Below are 3906 nucleotides of genomic sequence, written 5' to 3'. Positions count from 1 at the left end.
TCAAGGCAGCTCCGAAAAGCCACCATCATCTCAAATCAAATCGGTGTATCAGATTTCAATCGCCGCACTGTGTCAGATTACATCCGCTGCTGACATGGGTAACCCGGTCCAGCATCTACGCCGCCTGTTGCAGTGCGGGCAGGTGTTGATAGTAATACTCATCTGGCGTCATCGCGTCAAGCGAGCTGTGCGGCCGGCGCGCATTGTAGAAGTTCAGATACTGGCCAATCCCATCACGCGCCTGGCTGACGGTGTCGTAGGATCGCAAGTAGACCTCCTCGTATTTAATGGATTTCCACAGCCGCTCGACGAACACGTTGTCACGCCAGCAGCCACGGCCATCCATGCTGATGGCAATATGGTTGTCTTTCAATAGCTGGGTGAATTCGAAGCTGGTGAACTGACTGCCCTGATCGGTGTTGAAGATTTCGGGTGCACCGTTTCGGTCAATGGCTTCCTGCACGGCCTCGAGGCAGAAATCGGTGGTCAGCGTGTTCGACAGGCGCCATGCCAGTACCCGCCGACTGGCCCAGTCCATGACGGCAAACAAATAAACGAAGCCACGTTTCATCGGAATGTAAGTGATGTCCGCTGCGAAGACGTGATTGGGACGCGTGATTTCCATGTGCCGCAGCAGATATGGATACACCAGGTGCGCCGGATGCCGGCGGCTGGTGTTGGGCTTCTTGTACAGCGCCACGATGCGCATCTTCTTCATCAGCGTGGCGACGTGCTTGCGACCGACTGGAAAGCCGTCCCTGTGCAACAGATCGCGCAGCATACGGCTACCGGCAAAAGGATAGTCCAGGTGCAGTTCGTCGATACGCCGCATTAATGCCAGATCGTTCTGGCTGGTCTCATGTGGCTTGTAATACGCAGTCGAACGCGACAGCGACAAGATCTTGCATTGCTTTACTACCGGCAGGTCATGGGTCCGGTCAATCATGGCTTTGCGCTCAGACATCCCGCTTTGGTGAGCGCGCCGCTTAAAAAATCAATTTCCAGTGCCTGCTGTCCGATCTTCGCGTGCAGCACTTTCAAGTCAGGGCCGGTTTCCGGCTTGCCCGCTGCGCCATCAAATACGTCAGAGGCCCGTTCGAGCAGTTGCTTCTTCCATTCGGTGACCTGAGTCGGGTGCACCTCGAACTGCTCGGCGATCTCGATTAAGGTCTTCTCACCCCGTAGTGCCGCCAGTGCCACCTTGGCCTTGAAACTGCCTGAGTGGTTGCGTCTCGTTCTCTTGGTCATGCCCTTGCTCCTGTGTTCGGCTCTTCAGCCTGAATTGTGAAGCAAAGCAACCACTTAAACTACTGACCGAATTTCCGGGACCACTTCTAACTGACACACCACGCTCTTCCATCATCTCCTCAAGGTGCCGGTAACTCAGCGGGTAAGCCACATACCAGCGGATGCAGAGCAAGATCACGTCGGTCGGAAAGCGCATCCCTTTGAAGTTAAGCATCTCGGTTCGTCCTGGATTCGGGCACCGTAGTCTATCTGGTCGGCCCAACGAACTCCGCTAATGCGACAGAACCCGAGCCTGAGCTGCGGGAGGCGTAAGCCTCCCGGATCAAATCCCGTCACATCGAAATTCCATTGCTATCGTGGATAGTATGCCGCTCGACCGTGTGACCCTAAAATTGCCGTTTTTGAACCACGCCGAAATTTCCTTGTTCTGACGGAAGGAATCTGCTCGCCTTTGTTACCCAAAACAGGGGAACTTTTGAACCACGCCACAACGCCTCAGAATTCAGATCAGTTGCCATCGGTCCCAGTCCTGGTTGATGCAACGTCCCCAGGAATCGAAAGCGCGGTCGTGGCTGTGGTTTTTTGTATCGGCTTAGCGACTTTTTTGAATGCGGGACGAGTCACATTCGTAGCCCTGTTGAGGCCGCGGCGCTCCGATGCTTCTGCAGCATAGCTATTGTTAAAGCCTTGCTGAGAATCCAGTTTGAACACGGCAACCGATTGCACCAGCCCTCTAGCCTGATCTTTCAGATGCTCAGCCGCGGCTGCACTTTGCTCTACTAGCGCCGCGTTTTGCTGCGTAGCTTGATCCATCTGGCTCACCGCTTCGCTTACCTGGCTAACGCCAGCGCTTTGCTCGATGCTGGCTGCGCTGATTTCAGCCATCAGGTCGGTGACGCGCTTGATCGAGCCGACGATTTCGATCATCGTACTACCAGCTTTGTCCACCAGTATGGTGCCTTGTTCCACACGCTCGACGCTAGCACCGATCAGACTCTTGATTTCTTTAGCGGCTGCAGCACTACGCTGCGCCAGATTACGTACTTCTGACGCGACTACCGCAAAACCACGCCCTTGCTCACCAGCGCGAGCGGCTTCAACTGCTGCGTTCAGCGCAAGAATGTTGGTCTGGAAAGCGATGCCATCAATGACGCTGATGATGTCGACAATATGCTTGGACGAGTCGTTGATGCCTTTCATCGTCTCAACGACTTGGTTGACGACGTCACCGCCCTCGACGGCCACCTTGGAGGCACTCAGCGCAAGCTGGTTCGCTTGTTTAGCGTTGTCAGCATTTTGGCGCACTGTCGTACCCAGCTCTTCCATCGAAGATGCCGTTTCTTCCAGCGCAGACGCTTGTTCTTCCGTGCGTTGGCTCAGGTCTAAATTGCCATCTGCAATTTCTACACTGCTCGTGGCCACGCCATCTGCATTTCGACGCACGTCAGCCACCACTCGGAACAGACTTTCCTGCATGGTCTTTAGTGAGGTGAGTAGATTTGCGATTTCGTCCTTGCCCTCGTTTTCGACTTGCATTGTCAGATCGCCCTTGGCTACGGCATCAGCCAGTTGCACCGCCTTGTTTATAGGCCGAGTAATGCTGCGCGTAACCAGCACGCCGGCAACTACAGCAAAACAAACGGCCAACAGAGATATGGCGATGAGCACATTCCGTTGCACGGCAACGTTCGTCTCTGCATCTTGGGCGAGTTGAACTGATCGATCCTCGGAGATTTTTGCGTAGCCGTTTGACAGCTCGATGATCGATGCCAGCAGGGGCCTGCACTCATCATTGATCATCGTAGTGGCTTCCTGCTTCTTCCCCTTCAGCGCCAGGTCCACAATGGCAAGCGCCACTGGCGAATACTTCGCCTCGAGCTTGTCCATTTCGACCACCATGAGACGGCCCTTTTCGTTGACATCGGTCGCCTTGGCGAGCAGATCCTTTAGTTTGGTGAGGTGCTCACCCACTCTTGCATGAGCGCTCGTAACCCGTTCCTTTTCGATCTCGGTATCTGTCGGTTTGGTCACCAGAACGAGATTGCGAACTGCAATCGCCCGTTCGTCCACCGCTCTACGAAATTTATTCGCCTCCGTGGCCCGCGCGTTGAGTCCATTAACGTATTGACTGAAATGATCGGCCGATTTGGCCATGGAATTCAGAGCAAAGACGGCCACGAGCGAGACCATGCCTGCCAGAATGGCGAAAGTTATCGTCAGTCTCGTGCTAATTTTCATCAAATACTCCATAGCTAGTTGCTGAAATATAAAATAGTCGGCTCATCGCTATTCGAAATGAGAGGTGGTCTGATTTGCTTGGACAGAGTCCGTTGATTTTTAAGCGGTGCCTTGCAAGTGTCGGGTTATCCATGGCACCGCTCGTTGCTCCCTTTGCAGAGCAAGAGCGTGTGGCGCGATGGGTAACCCGGTCTAATATCTACGCCTCCTGCCCCTTGTTGCAGTGAAGGAATTGTTGATAATCAGTAATAATTATTCTGTGATATTTAGTCAAGCAAACCTTGTGGTTGGCGGACGTTTTAGAAGCTAAGGAAGGGGTTTAAACGTAAGCGCATCAGCAACGCCGTCTGTACATCACGCCATTGACCCGCCAAAGTGGTGCCCACCAAATAGTAGTGGGGATCACTTTGAACACAGCCA

At 53.8% G+C, this 3906-nt stretch carries 2 protein-coding genes and 1 pseudogene; all 3 read right to left on the bottom strand.

Going from position 1 to position 3906, the window contains the following annotated elements:
• Positions 1 to 115 precede the first annotated feature (115 nt).
• Positions 116 to 1248, bottom strand: a protein-coding gene (locus RCH09_RS19425) for an IS3 family transposase (protein ID WP_442785070.1) whose coding sequence is annotated in 2 segments (ribosomal slippage) — positions 116 to 996 and positions 996 to 1248 — 1134 coding nt in all. Because the reading frame shifts where the segments join, the coding sequence is not laid out codon by codon here.
• Between the two features lie 88 nt (positions 1249 to 1336).
• Positions 1337 to 1462, bottom strand: a pseudogene (locus RCH09_RS19420) (IS6 family transposase); the annotation flags it as partial.
• Between the two features lie 293 nt (positions 1463 to 1755).
• Positions 1756 to 3486 (bottom strand): methyl-accepting chemotaxis protein, encoded by a 1731-nt coding sequence (locus RCH09_RS19415; protein WP_326942791.1) that lies wholly within the window; start codon positions 3484 to 3486, stop codon positions 1756 to 1758.
• Positions 3487 to 3906 lie beyond the last annotated feature (420 nt).

Origin of the sequence: Actimicrobium sp. GrIS 1.19 (genome assembly GCF_035984655.1) — a bacterium.
Taxonomy (GTDB): domain Bacteria; phylum Pseudomonadota; class Gammaproteobacteria; order Burkholderiales; family Burkholderiaceae_D; genus Actimicrobium.
The sequence above is the reverse complement of the archived record's forward strand: the minus strand, read 5'-3'. Positions and strand labels throughout refer to the sequence as shown.

Excerpts from the sequence above, each read along its gene's own strand:
- RCH09_RS19415 (WP_326942791.1), bottom strand. The coding sequence starts at position 3,486 with ATGAAAATTAGCACGAGACTGACGATAACTTTCGCCATTCTGGCAGGC.